The organism is Methyloversatilis sp. S146-33 (genome assembly GCF_059552495.1).
On sequence record NZ_JCANOT010000044.1, the window covers coordinates 64,966 to 80,035 of the forward strand.

Here is a 15,070-nt window from a genome sequence, read left to right on the forward strand (position 1 = left end):
CGGTTTCAGCCAGCCACAGTCCGGCAGCCTCCATGAATCCACTCGCAACGATAGTGCTGTTGCCCCTTGTGGCCGGCACGCTGCTCTGTTTTGCCTTTGGTCGAGACAACTCGCCCGCGCGTCGTCTGCTGACCGCGCTGGTCGCCGGCGCCGTCACGCTGACCGCGCTCGGCATGCTGCTGTCGCTGGCACCGCAGGTGTTCGCCGGCCAGACGCTGGTGGCGCACACCGACTGGGTACCCTCGCTCGGCCTGTCGATAGGCTGGCGCCTTGACGGTCTGGCGCTGATGTTCGCGCTGCTGATCACCGGCATCGGCTCGCTGATCGTGCTGTACGCGCACTTCTACCTCGCCGATTCCGACCCGGCCGGCAAGTTCTACACCCTGCTCATGCTGTTCATGGCGGCGATGCTGGGCATCGTCATGTCGGACAACATCATGCTGCTGGTCGTGTTCTGGGAGCTGACCAGCGTTTCGTCCTTCCTGCTGGTCGGCTACTGGGGCCACAAGGAAGAGGCGAGGGCGGGCGCGCGGATGGCGCTGGCGGTGACCGGCGGCGGCGGCCTGGTGATGCTGGCGGGTTTCGTGCTGCTCGGCCAGATCGCCGGCAGCTACGAACTGAGCGACATCCTGCTCAGTGGCGACGTGATCAAGGCCGACCCGCTGTACCCGGTCATGCTGGTGCTGATACTGGTCGGCTGCTTCACCAAGAGCGCGCAAGTGCCTTTCCATTTCTGGCTGCCGGAGGCGATGGCCGCACCGACGCCGGTGTCTGCCTACCTGCACTCCGCCACCATGGTGAAGGCCGGCATCTTCCTGCTGGCGCGGCTCTACCCGGCGGTCGGCGGCACCGACCTGTTCGAGGGCATTGTCGCCAGCTTCGGTCTGGCCACGGTGGCCTTCGCCGCCTGGGTGGCCATCTTCAAACACGACCTGAAGGGCCTGCTGGCGTACTCGACGGTGAGCCACCTCGGCTTCATTACTTTCCTGATCGGCCTCAATTCGCCGCTGTCGGCGGTGGCGGCGGTGTTCCACATCCTGAACCACGCCACCTTCAAGGCGGCGCTGTTCATGAGCGCGGGCATCGTCGATCACGAGTGCGGCACGCGCGACATGCGCCGCCTGGGCGGTCTGCTCAGGCTGATGCCCTGGACCGCCACCTTCGCCATGACGGCGGCGGCGGCGATGGCCGGCATTCCGCTGTTCAACGGTTTCCTGTCGAAGGAAATGTTCTTCCACGAGGCGGTCGAGGCGACGATGTTCTGGGGCGCGGCGGTGCCGGTGGTCGCCACCTTCGCCGGCGTCTGCTCGATGGCCTACTCGCTGCGCCTGGTGCATGACACCTTCTTCAACGGCTCGACGAAGGATCTGCCGGCCGACGCGCATCCGCACGATCCGCCGTTCGGCATGCTGGCGCCGGTGGCGCTGCTGGCGGTGCTGTGCGTCGTCGTTGGCGTGATTCCGGCGCTCACTTACGGCCCGCTGGTCGAGGTGGCGGCGCGCGCGCTGCTCGGTGGCGACACGCCCGACTATCACCTCGCGATCTGGCATGGCTTCAACCTGCCGCTGCTGATGAGCGGCATCGCGGTGGTCGTCGGCGCCGCGCTGTACGTCGCGCTGCAGCGCGTGTTCCGGCTGCACGGCTCCACGCCGCGGGCCTTCTCCGGCAAGGCCACCTTCACCTGCCTGATCGACGGTCTGTTCGGCTTTGCCGGTCGTCTCACCGCGCGCTTCGAGAACGGTTCGCTGCAGCGGTCGCTGGCGCTGATGGTGGCCTTCGCCATCGTGCTGGCGGCCGCGCCTTTCTGGGCGGCCGACACGCTGCCGGGCACCGGCCCGCGCGAGCTGATGCCGGCCTCGCCACTGGCGCTCGCCGTGTGGGTGCTGCTGCTGGCGAGCGCGACCATGCTGGTGCTGACCCACCACAACCGTTTCCAGGCGCTGGTGCTGACCGGTGTCGTCGGCCTGGTCACCGCCTTTACCTTCGTCGGGCTGTCGGCGCCCGACCTCGCGCTGACGCAGCTGTCGGTCGAAGTGGTGTCGACGGTGCTGCTGCTGATGGGTCTGGCCCTGCTGCCGCAGCGCACGCCCTTCGAGTCGGGCACGCTGCGCCGCGGTCGCGACGCGCTGCTCGCCGTGTTCGCCGGCGGCGGTGTGGCCGGCCTGACCTGGCTGATGCTTACGCGCACGCACGACTCGATCTCGTGGTTCTTCCTCGACAAGTCGCTGAGCGAGGGCGGCGGCACCAATGTGGTGAACGTCATCCTGGTCGACTTCCGCGGCTACGACACCTTCGGCGAAATCACTGTGCTCGGCATCGCCGGCATCGGTGTGCTGGCGCTGCTCGACGGCTTCCGCACGCGCCGGCCCGACGCCGACCCGGACGGCCGTCGCTGGGCCTTCGAGGAACAGCCGCTGCTGTTGCGCGTCGCCGCGCGCGTGGTGCTGCCGCTGGCGCTGCTGGTGTCGGCCTACATCTTCTGGCGCGGCCACAACGTGCCGGGCGGCGGTTTCATCGCCGGGCTGATCACCGCCGTGGCGCTGGTGATGCAGTACATGGCGCTCGGTCAGGCGCGCGCCGAGGCCTTGCTGCATGGCGCGGCCGGCCGTCGCTTCTCGCGCTGGATAGGCTGCGGCCTGGCGATCGCCGGGCTGACCGGCATTGGCGCCTTCTGGTTCGGTCGCCCCTTCCTGACCAGCGCGCACGGCCACCCGGCGCTGCCGCTGCTGGGCGAACTGCCGCTGGCCAGCGCGGCGGCTTTCGACCTCGGGGTCTATATCACCGTCGTCGGTGCAACCATGCTGACGCTGTCGGTACTGGGTGCAGCGAGCAAGGAGCAGCACGGATGAGTCTTTTCGCGAACATCAGCATGGAGTTCCTGGTGGCCAGCGGCATCGGCTGGGTCACCGCCTGCGGTGTCTACCTGATGCTGCGCGGGCGCAGCTTCCCGGTCGTGCTCGGCCTGACGCTGCTCGGTTACGCGGTGAACATATTCATCTTCGTGATGGGCCGGCTGTGGAGCGCGGCGCCGCCGATACTGGGGCAGGGCGAGGTGCAGGCCGACCCGCTGCCGCAGGCGCTGGTGCTCACCGCCATCGTGATCGGCTTCGCCACCACCGGCTTCGTGATCGAACTGGCGCTGCGCAGTCGCGCCGAATCGGGCACCGACCACGTCGACGGCCGGGAGCCCGGAGCATGAACATGAGTTTTGCCGATGTGATGATGCAGCTGTTCCGCCAGCACCTCGCGGTGCTGCCGGTGCTGCTGCCCAGTTTCACCGCCATGCTGATGCTGCTGATCGGCGACCGCCCGGCGGAACTGAGGCTGCCGCGGCTGCGCCGCATCGCGCTGGTGTCGGTCGCGCTCGGGCTGATGTTCGCGCTCAAGCTGGCGATGGAAGCGGACGACGGCGCGCTGCGCGTGTACCGCGTCGGCGACTGGCCGGCGCCCTTCGGCATCGTGCTGGTGATCGACCGGCTGTCGGCGCTGATGCTGGTGCTGACGCAGGCGGTGGCGCTGCCGGTGCTGTTCTACGCCAGCGGCGGCTGGGACAGCCACGGCCGGCATTTCCACGCGCTGTTCCAGTTCCAGCTGATGGGTCTGAACGGCGCCTTCGTGACCGGCGACCTGTTCAATCTGTTCGTGTTCTTCGAAGTGCTGCTGATCGCCTCCTACGTGCTGCTGCTGCACGGCCAGGGCCGCGAGCGCTTCCGCGTCGGCGTACAGTACGTGGCGATCAACCTGGCCGCCTCCGCCCTGTTCCTGATCGGCGTGTCGCTGATCTATGCCACCGTCGGCACGCTGAACATGGCCGACCTGGCGCAGCGCGTGCCACTGGTGACCGGCGATGACGCGGTGGTGCTGAAGGCGGCGGCGCTCATCCTGCTCGTCGTGTTCGGCGTCAAGGCGGCCATCCTGCCGCTGCACCTGTGGCTGCCTTCGACCTACGCGGCCGCGAGCGCGCCGGTCGCGGCGCTGTTCGCGGTCATGACCAAGGTCGGCGTCTACAGCATCCTGCGCGTGCATGGCGTCATCTTCGGCGCCGACGCCGGTGCGTCGGCACTGACGGTCGAGCCCTGGCTGCTGCCGCTGGCGCTGGGCACCAGCGTGCTGGCCGTGTTCGGCATGCTGGCCGCGCACACGCTGCCGCGCATGGTGGCCTACATGACGGTCGCCTCGGTCGGCACGATACTGGCCGCGCTGGGTCTGTTCAGCGAGGCCGCCTGGTCGGCGGCGCTGTACTACATGGCGCACAGCACGCTCATCATCGCGGCGCTTTTCCTGCTGGTCGAACTGGTGTCGGCGCAACGCGGCGACGCCGCTGACCGTCTCGAAGCCGGGCCGGCAGTGGCACAGCCGGCGCTGCTCGGTCTGCTGATGCTGCTCGGCGCCGCGTCGGCCGCCGGTCTGCCGCCGCTGCCGGGCTTCATCGGCAAGCTGATGGTGCTGCAGGCGTCGAGCGGGCACGAGGCGCAGGCCTGGGTGTGGACGGTCGTGCTGCTGGTCGGCTTTCTGACGCTGATCGGTTTGGCGCGCGCCGGCAGCGTGCTGTTCTGGAGCGTGCGTCCGGAACCGGAGGGGGGCGGCACCGCGGCCGGCGCCAGCCCGCGACTGGTACTCGCCACCGTGTCACTGATCGGCGCCGGCGTGCTGATGAGCGTGCTCGCCGGGCCGCTGAAGCGCTATACCGATGCGGCCGCGGTACAGCTGGTCGATCATCGCGCCTATCAGGAAGCGGTACTTGGCGCCGCTGGCGCGCAGACCACGCAACCCTATGTGTTTCCGCGTCCGGCCAGCGAAGGAGCTCACTGATGGCGACGACTGAAGCCGCGCACGGCAAGCGCTGGTTCGGGCACCCGATCATGTCGGCCATGGTGGCCGCGGGCTGGCTCATGCTGCAGCAGTCAATCGATCCGGGCAACGTGCTGACCGCCATCGTGCTCGGGCTGGTGATTCCGCGGCTGGTCAGCGGTTTCATCGGCCCCGGCGTCACGCTGAAGTCCGCCGCGACCGTGCTGCGGCTGGCCGGCATCGTGGTGTGGGACATCATCATGTCCAACATTACCGTCGCCAAGCTCGCGCTGAGCCCATCGCGCGCACCTCAGCCGGCCTGGGTGCCGGTGCCGCTGGACATCGAGCATCCCAATGGCGTGGCGCTGTTCGCCTCCATCATCACGATGACGCCGGGCACCGTGTCGTGCATCGTTGACGAGCATCGGCGCGAAATCCTGGTTCATGCGCTGGATTGCGACGATCCGGTGGCCGCCGCGCGCGACATGAAGGCGCGTTACGAAGTACCGCTGCGGGAGATTTTCGAATGATTGAGCTGGCTCTGGACATCACGGTCGGCGCCATCGTGATCGCCATGCTGATCTGCGGCTGGCGGGTGCTGCGCGGTCCGGAAGTGGTCGACCGCATCCTGGCGCTCGACACTCTCTATGTGAACGTGGTGGCGCTGGTCATCGTGCTGGGCATGCGCCAGCAGACCGATCTGCTGTTCGAGGCCGCGCTCATCGTCGCCATGCTGGGCTTCGTTGGCACCGTCGGCCTGTCGCGTTACCTGACGCGCGGCGACGTGATCGAGTAAGGAGAACGGATGGACACGCTGAACCCGGTGGTCGAAATCATCGTCGTCGCCATGCTGCTGATCGGCGCCTTCTTCGCGCTGGTCGGCGCTATCGGCATGCTGCGTTTCAAGGACTTCTTCCAGCGCCTGCATGCACCGACCAAGGCCACCACGCTGGGCGTCGGCGGCGTGCTGATCGCCAGCATGATCTACAGCGCCGCCAACGGCCGCTTCGGCATCCACGAACTGCTGATCACGCTGTTCCTGTTCATCACCGCGCCGGTGTCGGCCAATCTGATGGCCAAGGCGGCGCTGCATCTGAAGCTGCCGTCGAAGGCGGGGCATCCGCAGAAGAAGGACTGAGCGCCGCAGCCGGGAGGTCTGTAGGAGGGGTCTTCTGACCCCGACAGCGGCGTGTATCGAAGCCGGTGGCCTGCTACGGCCCTGTCGCGGCCAAGGCCGCTCCCACAGGGATCGCGCCCAACCCGTGGTCGGAGCCGGGGTTTTGTAGGAGGGGTCTTCTGACCCCGACAGCGGCGTGTATCGAAGCCGGTGGCCTGCCACGGCCCTGTCGCGGCCAAGGCCGCTCCCACAGGGATCGCGCCCAATCCGTGGTCGGAGCCGGGATTTTGTAGGAGGGGTCTTCTGACCCCGACCGCCGCCTGGATCGAAGCCTGCGGACTGCATCGGCCCTGTCGCGGCCAAGGCCGCTCCCACAGGGATCGCGCCCAACCCGTGGTCGGAGCCGGGATTTTGTAGGAGGGGTCTTCTGACCCCGACAGCAGCCTGAATCGAAGCCTGCGGACTGCATCGGCCCTGTCGCGGCCAAGGCCGCTCCCACAAGGACGGGCGCCCGACTCGCGGCCGGAGCCTGGGCCGGGATTCTGTGGGAGGGGTCTTCTGACCCCGACAGAAGCCTGGATCGAAGCCTGCGGACTGCATTGGCCGCGTCGCGGCCAAGGCCGCTCCCACAACGAGCACTCCCGATCGGCCGCTGAAGCGGTATCTCAGTGGCTGGCGAACATCAGCCCCGCATGTTCACGCATGGCGTGGAACTTGATCTTTTCCCACTTCTCTTCGGCCACCTTGAGTTCGGCACGCATGGTGGCAAGGAAGGCGGGGGCGTTCACCGCGTCGTAGGCGATGCGGTGGGCGTTGGCGTCGATGAAGCGCTTCAGTTCGCGCTCGTCGTCGCAGGTGACCCAGCGCGCCATCGTGTAACGGGTGCCTTCGAGGCGGGCGTCGCAGCCGTATTCGGTCTTCAGGCGGTGGATGACCACCTCGAACTGAAGCTGGCCGACCGCGCCCAGCAGCAGCGTGCCGCCGGCCAGCGGGCGGAACACCTGGATGGCGCCTTCTTCACCCAGTTGCTCAAGACCTGCGCGCAACTGTTTGGTTTTCAATGGATCCTTCACTTCAACACCTTGGAACAGTTCCGGTGCGAAGAAGGGCAGGCCGGTGAATTGCAGCGTTTCGCCCTCGGTCAGTGTGTCGCCCAGCTGCAGCGTGCCGTGGTTGGGGATGCCGATGATGTCGCCGGCGTAGGCCTCTTCCAGCAGTTCGCGGCGCTGCGACAGGAAGGTGACCACGTTGTTCGGACGGATGTCCTTGCCGTTACGGCTCACCTTCATGCGCATGCCGCGCTCGAAGTGGCCGGAACACACGCGCAGGAAGGCCACGCGGTCGCGGTGCGACGGGTCCATGTTCGCCTGGATCTTGAACACGACGCCAGTGAACTTCTCTTCGGTCGGCTCGACCCGGCGCTGTATCGCGGGGCGGCCGCCCGGTGGCGGCGCGAGGTCGACCAGGGCGTCCAGCACTTCCTTGACGCCGAAGTTGTTGATCGCCGAGCCGAAGAACACCGGCGTCTGCCGGCCGGCCAGGAATTCCGCTTCGTCGAAGGGCGGGGCGGCTTCGCGCACAAGGTCGATCTCGGCGTGCGCGGTGTCGAACTGCATCGGGTAGCGGCCAGCGATTTCCGGGTTGTCGAGGCCGAGCAGCACTTCCTCGTCGCCGGAAATGCGGTCCTCACCGGCGCGGAACACGCGCATGCGGTCTTCGCGCAGTTCATAGACGCCGGCGAAATCCTTGCCCATGCCCAGCGGCCACGTGAACGGCGCGACGTCCATGCCCAGCGTGCGTTCGAGCTCGTCGATCAGGTCGAGCGGCGCGCGCACTTCGCGGTCCATCTTGTTGATGAAGGTGATGATGGGCGTGTTGCGCGCGCGGCAGACTTCGAGCAGGCGCAGCGTCTGCGCTTCGACACCGTTGGCGGCGTCGATCACCATCAGCGCGGCATCGACCGCGGTCAGCACGCGGTAGGTGTCTTCCGAGAAGTCCTTGTGGCCCGGCGTATCCAGCAGGTTCACGACGCAGTCGCGGTACTCCATCTGCATGACCGAGCTGGCGACCGAAATGCCGCGCTGCTTCTCGATCTCCATCCAGTCGGAGGTGGCGTGACGGGCGGCCTTGCGCGCCTTGACGCTGCCGGCGATCTGGATCGCGCCCGCGAACAGCAGCAGCTTTTCGGTCAGCGTGGTCTTGCCCGCGTCAGGGTGGGAAATGATGGCAAAGGTGCGCCGGCGGGCGACTTCTTTTTCAAGCGACATGGGCGTTCTTCAGCAAATGAAAACGGCCGCGCGAGGCGCGGCCGCGGAAACAGGATGACGTGTCAGTGCAGGTGAGCGGGCGGCTGGTCCGACGATTCGGGCAGTTCGGCATGCACCGGCTGGCCGTCGGGGTCCGGATACATCGGCGCGCCGCAGTCGTCGCAGTACTCCATCGGCATCCGGTGGTCGAGCACCAGTGTGTCGGTCAGGCCGCATTCGCGCAGCACGCCTTCGATCTCGCCGACGGTGTCGGTTTCCTCATCCTCGGCACCGAGCAGCGCCCACACGACGCCGTGCACGACGTCGCTGGAGTCGGTGGTGGTGAAGGCGACGCGGTATTCCTCGAGCTGCTTGTCGTAGAAGGGCGCAATGATCGCGCGCAGGCCGGTCGCCGGCACTGCCAGCGTCTGTTCGAGGAAGGCGACCGAGGCGCGCAGCGAGTAGGCGCGCGACGCGCGGTCGGCTTCACGGCAGGCCGAATGGTAGGCGTTGGGCGGCAGCAGTTCGAAGGCACATCCCTGCATCAGCGTGCCGATGACGGCACCGCCCTGGGCCTGCCATTGCTTCACCACGTGTTCGCGCTGGCCGTCGTCCTCCTGCCAGCGGAACAGCGCCTGACCGCGCGGCACGATGGCGATGCCGATCAGGTAGCGGGTGTCGGACAGGAAGGTGGTGGTCTGCGCCATCGCCTCCGCTTCGAGCTTCAGATCATTTCCGGCGAGCACGGCTTCACCGAGGTCGTCGGCCAGATCGCGTGTTTCGACGTAGCCGCGTGGCAACTGGTCCGGGCTGAACAGATAGTCGGCCAGCGCAACCTTGGTGTGGGCGCCGAAGGCGTGGGCACACAGCTGAACCTTGAGGCTGGTCAGCAGCGGAGCGGCGATCGGCCCGGCCGGGATCGAGAAGCGCGACCAGGCGAGCAGGGGGGCTGCGAACACGACGGCGTCCCAGTCCTTGTTGGCGTCGCCCGGCAGACCGCATTCGCTGCCGGCCTCGATGAAATCGGCCAGTTCGTCATAGGCCGGTGCGTCCTCGCGCCACAGGTGGTCGAGCGCGGCGTTCAGCGCGTCTTCGTTGCGGTCGGCCAGCAGCCGGCTCACCTGTTCGGTCAGCCGCACTTCCCAGTAGCGGTCTTCGATGCGGCTGGCGGACAGCGCCAGGCCGGTGGCCAGCCGGGTGAGCAGGGCGGCGTCCTGGGTGAGGCCGCCGCGGCGGGCGAATCGGGTGCGTTTCATGTAAGGGTCCGGTAACTGAGGCGCGATTCTACCAAGGGCCGGCGCAGGCGCCGCGGATATCAGCCGCCGAACAGCAGGCGTTCGGCGCCGGCGGCGTCGTACTCGATCCCGGCCTCGGCCAGCGAATAGCCACTGAGCCCGTCGGCGCGCGCGCGCCAGTGCGGCTGCTGCAACAGGGCCGATAGCGACTGCACGGTGTCGCGCGAGGCCGGCGCGTCGCGCATCGCCAGGAAGTACATCTCCTCGAACAGCGGGATGAAATCCAGCCCTAGCCGGTGCGCGAAGGCCTCCAGCCCGAGCCCGGCATCGGCTTCGTCGCTGGCGATCAGCGCCGCCACCGCGGCGTGCGTGTGTTCTTCGTCGCCCTCGTTCAGCGCACGCGTATCCAGCCCGGCGCGGCGCGCCAGCAGGTCGAACGCGAGCCGCGTGCCGGCGCCTGGCTGGCGATGCACGAAACGCAGATCGGTGCGCGACAGGTCGGCCAGGCCGCTCACCTTCTTCGGATTGCCGCGCGCCAGGATGAGGCCCTGCCGCCGACGCGCGAAGCCGATCAGGCGCAGTCGCGGCAGTCCGTGCTGTGCGCGGTAGAGCGCCCAGATGTCGCGCCCCAGTTCGCCGACCGGGCAATGGAAGCCGGCGATTTCGCAACGGCGGGCGGCCAGCGCGAGCAGCGATTCAAGACTGCCATGCGTGCTCAGCGTCACTGCTGCGGAATCGGCGCGCTCGCTGCGCAGCTGGCGGATGAGGTCGTTCAGCAGCGGTTCGTGACTGGCGGCGAAACGCAGTGCCGCGCCGCCGTGTTCGGCCGGCTGCAGCGACAGCGCGCGCATCGGCTGGCTGGCGCCGTCGAGCGCGCGCGCCAACGACTGCCGGGCACCGCGATCGATCTCCAGCAACTGGCGAGCGAAGGCTTCCAGCGTCGAACCATGCGCGCGCGCGGTGGCGATCAAGGGCTGGCCGAACCAGGCCTGCCAGGCGTTGATCAGCCCCCAGGCGTTGCGGTACGACAGACCGGTTGCGCGGGCCGCGCCGGCGATCGAACCGCTGACTTCGATGGCGGCCAGCAGTGCCAGCAGCCGGTCGATCCCGAGCGGAGCGTCGGGACCGAAATCCCACTCGACACGCAGGCTCGGACTGCTTTGTGCAAATTCGGACATATAGGACACACGGCATCAGTGCGATAGCTTCCCGCATCTTATGTGTTTTCCGATGCCGATTGATGTCATTCCCTGTCGCGACGCCCTTTCGTTGCGTCGCAGCGCGTCCGCCAGGAGCTGCGCAGACATCCGTGCCGGACGAGGCCGTTTCGTGACGAATAGGATGTCCACTTCCGGACCGCGCCCGCTTTCGCGCGTGGTCCTCATCGCCCTGTGCTCGCTGTCGGCGCTTGCAGCGTCGGCGCAGGACGAAGCCTGTGCCGACGCGCCGCGCGTGGTGGCCGAGCTGAAATCGGCGTGGTCCGCCGCCGGCCCGACTATCGATGCCGCGCGCAGTGCATCTTTGGCGCCGGTGATCGCCCACGCCCGGCGCATGGGCGTCCGCATGCAGCCGGAAGGCGAGGTGGCGCTGCGGGCACCGGGGCGGCGCACCGCCGGCCACGCCGGCATCCTCGACTTCACGGTTCCGTCGGCCGGCATCTACCGCGTCATGAGCAGCGAGCGCGCCTGGATCGAGGTGCTGTTGCCGGCCGGGGGGCCGCTGCCTGTTTACATGCGCCCGCTGCGCTGTCTGCGCGGCGAGGGCGTGCAGAAGGAACTGATCTACCGACTTGAAGCCGGTCTGCGTTACACGCTTGAAGTCAGTGCCGCGGCCGCAGCCGTGCTCGACCTGCTGATCATCGCGGAGCCGGCGCCATGAGCACAATGAGCGAAAGCTTCGCCACCGCCGGCAGTCTGATCGTCGCCGCCGACGCCAATCTGCTGCACATCGTCGCGCTGAGCCTGCAGGTGAGTCTGACCGCCGTTTTCCTCGCCGCCTGCCTGGGTCTGCCGATCGGCGCTGCGGTGGCGGTCGGCCGCTTTCCGGGTCGCAAGCCGCTGACCGTCATCCTTAACGGCATGATGGGCCTGCCGCCGGTGGTGATTGGCCTGCTGGTCTATCTGCTGCTGTCGCGCGCCGGCCCGCTCGGCTCCTTCGGCCTGCTGTTTACGCCGACCGCGATGGTGATTGCACAGGTGGTGCTGATCACGCCCATCATCGCCGCGCTGTCGCGGCAGATCGTCGCCGACGCGTGGCGCGACTACGAGGAGCAGCTGCGTTCGCTCGGCGCCTCGACGCCGCGCGCCGCGCTGACGCTGCTGGTCGATACGCGCTTCTCGCTATCGACGGCGGTGCTGGCCGGTCTCGGCCGCGCGGTCGCGGAGGTGGGGGCGGTCATGATCGTCGGTGGCAACATCGACGGCGTCACCCGCGTCATGACTACCAGCATCGCGCTCGAAACCAGCAAGGGCGACCTGCCGCTGGCGCTGGCGCTGGGCTTCATCCTCATTTCCATCGTGCTGATACTGAATGCGCTGGCGCACGCGGTACGCGAATGGGCGGTGCGGCGCCATGGCTGACGTACTGCTCACGCTGGAGGCGCTGCGCTACGAGGCGGGCGACCGCGCGCTCATCCGCGACGTGTCGCTGCGCATCGAAGCAGGGCGGCGCACGCTGATACTCGGCCCGAACGGCGCGGGAAAGAGCGTGCTGATGCGCCTGATGCACGGCCTGATCGAACCGACCGCCGGCCGCATCCTGTGGAACGGCGGCAGCGGCACGCCGGTGCAGGCCATGGTGTTCCAGCGCCCGGTCATGCTCCGCCGTAGCGTGCTCGACAACGTGACTTACGCGCTCTACCTGGCCGGTGTGCCGGCGGCCGAGCGTCGCACGCGCGCGCTCGACGTGCTGGAGCGCGTCGGTCTTTCGGCGCTGGCCGACCGCCCGGCGCGTGTGCTGTCCGGCGGGGAGCAGCAACGGGTGGCGCTGGCCCGCGCCTGGGCGCTGCGCCCGCGCGTGCTCTTCCTCGACGAGCCGACCGCCAGTCTCGACCCGGGCGCCGCAGCGGAAGTCGAGCGGCTGATCCGCGTCATCGCCGACGACGGCTGTTCCATCGTCATGGTCACCCATCACCTCGGCCAGGCCCGTCGCCTGGCCGACGACATCGTTTTCGTCGACACCGGCCGCATCACCGAACACACGCCGGTGGCCGATTTCTTTGCCGCACCGCGCTCGGCCGAAGCCGGGCATTACCTCAGAGGAGAGCTTTCATGGACCTGATCCGCCGTTCATTCATCGCCACCGCCGCAGCGGTCGCGATCACGCTGGCCACGCCCTTCGCCCACGCTGCCGATCGCTTCATCACCGTGTCGTCGACCACCTCGACCGAACAGTCGGGTCTGTTCAAACACCTGCTGCCCATCTTCCAGGCGAAGACCGGCATCGAAGTGCGCGTCGTCGCGCTCGGCACCGGACAGGCGCTGGACATGGCGCGCCGCGGCGACGCCGACGTGGTGTTCGTGCACGACAAGGCGGCGGAAGAGAAATTCATCGCCGAAGGCTACGGCGTGAAGCGGCAGGAGGTCATGTACAACGACTTCATCCTGGTCGGCCCGAAGTCGGATCCGGCCAAGGTGGCGGGCGGCAAGGACATCACCGAAGCGCTGAAGGCCATCCAGGCCGCACAGGCCCCCTTCGTGTCGCGTGGCGACAAGAGCGGCACGCACGCCGCCGAGCTGCGTCTGTGGAAAGCGGCCGGCGTCGATCTCGACGCGGTCAAGGGCGCCTGGTACCGCGACACCGGCTCCGGCATGGGCCCGGCGCTGAACACCGCGGCGTCGATGAACGCCTACATCCTGGCCGACCGCGGCACCTGGCTGTCGTTCAAGAACCGCGCCGACCTGACCATCTCGGTCGAGGGCGACAAGCGCCTGTTCAACCAGTACGGCGTCATCCTGGTCAATCCGGACAAGCACCCGCACGTGAAGAAGGCGGACGGGCAGGCCTTCATCGACTGGGTGGTGTCGGCCGAAGGCCAGAAGGCGATCGCCGACTACAAGATCGACGGCCAGCAGCTGTTCTTCCCGAACGCGGCCAAGTGACCATGCGTGCGCTCATCGTGGCGGCCTGCACTTCGCTGCTGGCCGGCGTGGCGCAGGCCGACGGTGCGTCGGTGCATGCCGCCGGCAGCCTGAAGTCGGTGTTCACCCAGCTCGGCAAGATGTATGCGGAGCAGGGCGGGCCGGCGCCCCGCTTCGAGTTCGGGCCGAGCGGCGTACTGCGCGAGAAGATCGCGGCCGGTGCCAGGGCCGACGTGTTCGCGTCGGCCAACATGACGCACCCGCAGACTTTCGTCGATGCCGGCAAGGCAGCCAGGGTCGAACGCTTCGCGCGTAACGAACTGTGCCTGCTGGTGCGGCCGGGCCTGACGGTCACTCCGGAGAGCGCGCTCGACGCCATGCTCGATCGCGATCTGAAGCTCGGTGTATCGACGCCGAAGGCCGACCCGGCAGGCGACTACGCGGTGCAGATGTTCCAGCGCGCCGACGCGCTGCGGCCAGGCATCGGTCGTGCGCTGGCGGCGCGCGGCAGGCAGCTCACTGGTGCCGCCGATTCGGCGAAGCCGCCAGCGGGGCGCAACGTCTACGCCTGGGTGGTGGACGATGGCCAGGCCGACCTGTTCGTCACCTACTGCACCAACACGCGGCTGGCACGGCGCGAAGTACCGGCACTGCAGGAGGTGGCGCTTCCGCCGGCGCTGGCGGTCGGTGCCGACTACGGACTGGTCGTGCTGTCTGCGCCCGGCAGCGAGGGGGAGCGTTTCGCCCGCTTCCTGCAGTCGGACCCCGCACGCAAGGTGCTGGCCGCCGACGGCTTCTCGCTGCCCTGAAGTTCAGCGTGGCATCCAGCCCAGGCCGGCGACCGTATCGCCGGCCGGGACGTATTCCGCGCTGACCCAGCCGGTGTAGCCGATGCGGTCCAGCCAGTCGAACAGGAAGGGGTAGTTGATCTCGCCGCTGCCCGGTTCGTGCCGGCCCGGGTTGTCGGCGATCTGCACGTGGCCGATGCGCGGCAGTTCGCGCTGCAGCGTGCGGGCGAGGTCACCTTCCATGATCTGCATGTGATAGATGTCGTACTGCAGCTTCACGTTGGCTTCGCCGACGCGTTCGATCAGCGCCAGCGTGTCGGCCGAGCGGTTCAGCAGGAAGCCCGGCATGTCGCGGTCGTTGATCGGCTCGACCAGCAGTTCGATGTTTTCCCGCGCCAGCGCGCGCGCCGCGAAGCGCAGATTACGCTCCATCACCGCCAGCAGCTCGCCGCGTTCGGCGCCAATCGGTGCGATGCCGGCCAGGCAGTTGATGCGCCGGCAACCGAGTGCGCGGGCGTAGTCGATGGCGCGGCCAACGCCCTCCTCGAATTCGGCGACGCGGTCGGGCAGGCAGGCGATGCCGCGCTCGCCCGCGGCCCAGTCGCCCGGCGGCAGATTGAACAGCACCTGCTCAAGCCCGTTGCGGCGCACTTCCTCGGCCAGTAAGGCAGCCGGTTCGTCGTACGGGAAATGGCATTCGACGCCGTGAAAACCGGCGCGGGCGGCAGCGGCCCAGCGCTCGGTGAAGGGGTGTTCGGTGAACAGCAGTGACAGGTTGGCGCAGAAGCGGGGCATGTGACGGGATCTCCGGCGG

At 68.2% G+C, this 15,070-nt stretch carries 15 protein-coding genes; 11 read left to right on the plus strand and 4 right to left on the minus strand.

The genetic code is table 11. From position 1 onward, the window contains the following. Window positions 1-32: 32 nt before the first annotated feature. Genes AC51BJ_RS19180 through AC51BJ_RS19205 form a run of 6 tightly spaced genes read left to right on the plus strand, consistent with a single transcriptional unit; the run spans window position 33 to window position 5,929 of the window. Window positions 33-2,849: a monovalent cation/H+ antiporter subunit A gene (locus AC51BJ_RS19180; protein WP_496281294.1), complete on the plus strand. Its 2,817-nt coding sequence runs from the start codon at window positions 33-35 to the stop codon at window positions 2,847-2,849. Next, window positions 2,846-3,199, plus strand: a complete 354-nt coding sequence (locus tag AC51BJ_RS19185) for a Na+/H+ antiporter subunit C (protein ID WP_430434012.1) — start codon at window positions 2,846-2,848, stop codon at window positions 3,197-3,199. Before AC51BJ_RS19180 ends, AC51BJ_RS19185 begins: the two co-directional genes overlap by 4 nt. Then, on the plus strand, window positions 3,196-4,812 hold the full coding sequence (locus tag AC51BJ_RS19190) for a monovalent cation/H+ antiporter subunit D (protein ID WP_496281295.1): 1,617 nt from the start codon (window positions 3,196-3,198) through the stop codon (window positions 4,810-4,812). Before AC51BJ_RS19185 ends, AC51BJ_RS19190 begins: the two co-directional genes overlap by 4 nt. Then, window positions 4,812-5,321, plus strand: a complete 510-nt coding sequence (locus AC51BJ_RS19195) for a Na+/H+ antiporter subunit E (RefSeq protein WP_496281296.1) — start codon at window positions 4,812-4,814, stop codon at window positions 5,319-5,321. Before AC51BJ_RS19190 ends, AC51BJ_RS19195 begins: the two co-directional genes overlap by 1 nt. Continuing rightward, a complete protein-coding gene (locus tag AC51BJ_RS19200) occupies window positions 5,318-5,587 on the plus strand; it encodes a K+/H+ antiporter subunit F (protein ID WP_496281297.1) in 270 nt (89 codons plus the stop codon). Before AC51BJ_RS19195 ends, AC51BJ_RS19200 begins: the two co-directional genes overlap by 4 nt. 9 nt (window positions 5,588-5,596) lie before the next feature. After that, window positions 5,597-5,929 carry a Na+/H+ antiporter subunit G gene (locus tag AC51BJ_RS19205; protein WP_496281298.1) on the plus strand — a complete coding sequence of 111 codons (333 nt, stop codon included), beginning with the start codon at window positions 5,597-5,599 and terminating at the stop codon, window positions 5,927-5,929. 644 nt (window positions 5,930-6,573) lie between these two features. Here AC51BJ_RS19205 and AC51BJ_RS19210 read toward each other — a convergent pair. The 3 genes from AC51BJ_RS19210 to AC51BJ_RS19220 all read right to left on the minus strand — a co-directional run bounded on the left by AC51BJ_RS19210 (window position 6,574) and on the right by AC51BJ_RS19220 (window position 10,567). Continuing rightward, window positions 6,574-8,175 (minus strand): peptide chain release factor 3, encoded by a 1,602-nt coding sequence (locus AC51BJ_RS19210; RefSeq protein ID WP_496281299.1) that lies wholly within the window; start codon window positions 8,173-8,175, stop codon window positions 6,574-6,576. Window positions 8,176-8,237: 62 nt separating this feature from the next. Then, window positions 8,238-9,410: a DUF2863 family protein gene (locus AC51BJ_RS19215; protein ID WP_496281300.1), complete on the minus strand. Its 1,173-nt coding sequence runs from the start codon at window positions 9,408-9,410 to the stop codon at window positions 8,238-8,240. A 59-nt stretch (window positions 9,411-9,469) separates the two neighbouring features. Further along, the gene (locus tag AC51BJ_RS19220; RefSeq protein WP_496281301.1) at window positions 9,470-10,567 is read right to left on the minus strand and encodes a substrate-binding domain-containing protein; all 1,098 of its coding nucleotides are present in this window, start codon (window positions 10,565-10,567) and stop codon (window positions 9,470-9,472) included. A 196-nt stretch (window positions 10,568-10,763) separates the two neighbouring features. Here AC51BJ_RS19220 and AC51BJ_RS19225 point away from each other — a divergent pair, with 196 nt between their 5' ends. The 5 genes from AC51BJ_RS19225 to AC51BJ_RS19245 are packed head-to-tail and all read left to right on the plus strand — an operon-like array spanning window position 10,764 to window position 14,277. After that, entirely contained in the window at window positions 10,764-11,267 is a 504-nt protein-coding gene (locus tag AC51BJ_RS19225; protein WP_496281302.1) for a hypothetical protein, read from the plus strand. Continuing rightward, entirely contained in the window at window positions 11,264-11,968 is a 705-nt protein-coding gene (locus AC51BJ_RS19230; protein WP_341930889.1) for an ABC transporter permease, read from the plus strand. The genes AC51BJ_RS19225 and AC51BJ_RS19230 overlap by 4 nt, the downstream gene beginning before the upstream one ends. Beyond that, window positions 11,961-12,668 carry an ATP-binding cassette domain-containing protein gene (locus tag AC51BJ_RS19235; RefSeq protein WP_496281303.1) on the plus strand — a complete coding sequence of 236 codons (708 nt, stop codon included), beginning with the start codon at window positions 11,961-11,963 and terminating at the stop codon, window positions 12,666-12,668. Before AC51BJ_RS19230 ends, AC51BJ_RS19235 begins: the two co-directional genes overlap by 8 nt. Continuing rightward, a complete protein-coding gene (locus AC51BJ_RS19240; RefSeq protein ID WP_430434001.1) occupies window positions 12,659-13,489 on the plus strand; it encodes an ABC transporter substrate-binding protein in 831 nt (276 codons plus the stop codon). The genes AC51BJ_RS19235 and AC51BJ_RS19240 overlap by 10 nt, the downstream gene beginning before the upstream one ends. 2 nt (window positions 13,490-13,491) lie before the next feature. Further along, window positions 13,492-14,277, plus strand: coding sequence for a molybdate ABC transporter substrate-binding protein (locus AC51BJ_RS19245; protein WP_430434000.1), 786 nt, complete (start codon window positions 13,492-13,494; stop codon window positions 14,275-14,277). 3 nt (window positions 14,278-14,280) lie between these two features. Here AC51BJ_RS19245 and hyi read toward each other — a convergent pair whose 3' ends face one another. Further along, a complete protein-coding gene (gene hyi, locus AC51BJ_RS19250; protein ID WP_496281304.1) occupies window positions 14,281-15,051 on the minus strand; it encodes a hydroxypyruvate isomerase in 771 nt (256 codons plus the stop codon). Window positions 15,052-15,070 lie beyond the last annotated feature (19 nt).

Coding starts and splice junctions, on each gene's coding strand:
- AC51BJ_RS19240 (WP_430434001.1), top strand. CDS start 12,659: ATGGACCTGATCCGCCGTTCATTCATCGCCACCGCCGCAGCGGTCGCG.
- AC51BJ_RS19185 (WP_430434012.1), top strand. CDS start 2,846: ATGAGTCTTTTCGCGAACATCAGCATGGAGTTCCTGGTGGCCAGCGGC.
- AC51BJ_RS19200 (WP_496281297.1), top strand. CDS start 5,318: ATGATTGAGCTGGCTCTGGACATCACGGTCGGCGCCATCGTGATCGCC.
- AC51BJ_RS19180 (WP_496281294.1), top strand. CDS start 33: ATGAATCCACTCGCAACGATAGTGCTGTTGCCCCTTGTGGCCGGCACG.
- AC51BJ_RS19235 (WP_496281303.1), top strand. CDS start 11,961: ATGGCTGACGTACTGCTCACGCTGGAGGCGCTGCGCTACGAGGCGGGC.
- AC51BJ_RS19195 (WP_496281296.1), top strand. CDS start 4,812: ATGGCGACGACTGAAGCCGCGCACGGCAAGCGCTGGTTCGGGCACCCG.
- AC51BJ_RS19220 (WP_496281301.1), bottom strand. CDS start 10,567: ATGTCCGAATTTGCACAAAGCAGTCCGAGCCTGCGTGTCGAGTGGGAT.
- hyi (WP_496281304.1), bottom strand. CDS start 15,051: ATGCCCCGCTTCTGCGCCAACCTGTCACTGCTGTTCACCGAACACCCC.
- AC51BJ_RS19210 (WP_496281299.1), bottom strand. CDS start 8,175: ATGTCGCTTGAAAAAGAAGTCGCCCGCCGGCGCACCTTTGCCATCATT.
- AC51BJ_RS19230 (WP_341930889.1), top strand. CDS start 11,264: ATGAGCACAATGAGCGAAAGCTTCGCCACCGCCGGCAGTCTGATCGTC.
- AC51BJ_RS19245 (WP_430434000.1), top strand. CDS start 13,492: ATGCGTGCGCTCATCGTGGCGGCCTGCACTTCGCTGCTGGCCGGCGTG.
- AC51BJ_RS19215 (WP_496281300.1), bottom strand. CDS start 9,410: ATGAAACGCACCCGATTCGCCCGCCGCGGCGGCCTCACCCAGGACGCC.
- AC51BJ_RS19190 (WP_496281295.1), top strand. CDS start 3,196: ATGAACATGAGTTTTGCCGATGTGATGATGCAGCTGTTCCGCCAGCAC.
- AC51BJ_RS19205 (WP_496281298.1), top strand. CDS start 5,597: ATGGACACGCTGAACCCGGTGGTCGAAATCATCGTCGTCGCCATGCTG.